The organism is Acidocella sp. MX-AZ02 (assembly GCF_000306035.1).
Classification (GTDB): Bacteria; Pseudomonadota; Alphaproteobacteria; order Acetobacterales; family Acetobacteraceae; genus Acidocella; species Acidocella facilis.
This window is the reverse complement of sequence record NZ_JH976207.1, coordinates 1,613,624-1,615,027: the sequence shown is the minus strand read 5'-3', so window position 1 is coordinate 1,615,027 and position 1,404 is coordinate 1,613,624. Positions and strand designations below refer to the sequence as shown.

The following is a 1,404-nucleotide window of genomic DNA, read 5'->3' as shown; positions in this document are numbered from 1 at the left end:
ATCCCGGCGGTGCGCGAGCCTGAGCTGCTCGCCCTCTCCGCTTTGGGCGAGATCGCCGCGCGCCACCAGGCGGCCTGCGCGGTGTCTGCCCCGTCCCTGCTGGCGGCGGCGTCATGATCGGCGACGACAAATTCGACATTTCAAGACGCGCTGTGCTGCTCGGCGGCGGCGCGCTGGCGGGGGCCGGTCCGGTCCGGGCCGCAACCAGAAAGGAGACGGACATGCAGGATAGCCCAACGATGATGGAGGTGAGCTTTTCCGTGAACGGCGAAGCGCGCCGTTTGCGGCTGGATACACGCACCAGCCTGCTGGATGCGCTGCGTGAGCATCTGCAGCTCACCGGCAGCAAGAAAGGCTGCGATCACGGCCAATGCGGCGCCTGCACGGTGCTGGTGCAAGGCCGGCGGATCAATTCATGCCTCAGCCTGGCGGTGATGCATGAAGGCGACGAGATCACCACCATCGAAGGTCTGGGCCAGCCGGGTGAGCTGCACCCGATGCAGGCGGCCTTTCTGCATCATGACGGGTTTCAGTGCGGCTATTGCACGCCAGGGCAGATCTGCTCGGCGGTGGCCGTGCTGGCGGAGCTGCAGGCGGGCATTCCCAGCCATGTCAGCCCCAGCCTGACAGAGGCGCCGACCCTGTCCGAAGCTGAGCTGCGCGAGCGGATGAGCGGCAATATCTGCCGCTGCGGCGCCTATTCCAACATCATGGAGGCGATGCGCGAGATCGCCGGAGAGCCGGCATGAAGGCCTTCACCTATAGCCGCGCCAGCAGCCCGGCGGAAGCGGCAGCCGAGGCGGCGGCCACGCCGAATGCGAAATTCATCGCCGGCGGCACCAATCTTCTGGATCTGATGAAATTGCAGATCGAAACCCCGGCGCATCTGATCGACGTCAACGGGCTCGGGCTGGACAGCATCGAGCCGACGCCAGAGGGCGGCTTGCGCATCGGTGCGCTGGTGCGCAACACGGATCTGGCGGCGGATGCGCGGGTGCGGCGCGATTATGCGCTGCTCTCCCGCGCCTTGCTCGCCGGCGCTTCCGGGCAGTTGCGCAACAAGGCGACGACGGCGGGAAATCTGCTGCAGCGCACACGCTGCGTGTATTTTTACGATCCGCGCCAGCCCTGCAACAAGCGCGCGCCCGGCAGCGGCTGCGCGGCCATGGGCGGGGTGGCGCGCCAGCTCGGGCTGGTCGGCACCAGCGAATCCTGCATCGCCACCCATCCGAGCGACATGGCGGTGGCGATGATGGCGCTGGATGCGGTGGTCGAGACGATTGGCGCGGATGGCGCCAGCCGGCGTATCGCCTTGCAGGATTTCTACCGGCTGCCGGGTGAGACGCCGCAGATCGAGCATGATCTGCGCCCCGGCGAGCTGATCCAGGCGGTGATCCTGCCGCC

General features: G+C 67.4%; 2 protein-coding genes. Both read left to right on the top strand.

Going from position 1 to position 1,404, the window contains the following annotated elements; translation table 11 throughout:
* The first annotated feature begins 113 nt into the window (after positions 1-113).
* The gene (gene paoA, locus MXAZACID_RS07960; RefSeq protein ID WP_008493727.1) at positions 114-749 is read left to right on the top strand and encodes an aldehyde dehydrogenase iron-sulfur subunit PaoA; all 636 of its coding nucleotides are present in this window, start codon (positions 114-116) and stop codon (positions 747-749) included.
* On the top strand, positions 746-1,404 hold a 659-nt coding region (locus MXAZACID_RS07955; RefSeq protein WP_008493726.1), incomplete at its 3' end, for a xanthine dehydrogenase family protein subunit M. The genes paoA and MXAZACID_RS07955, both read left to right, overlap by 4 nt.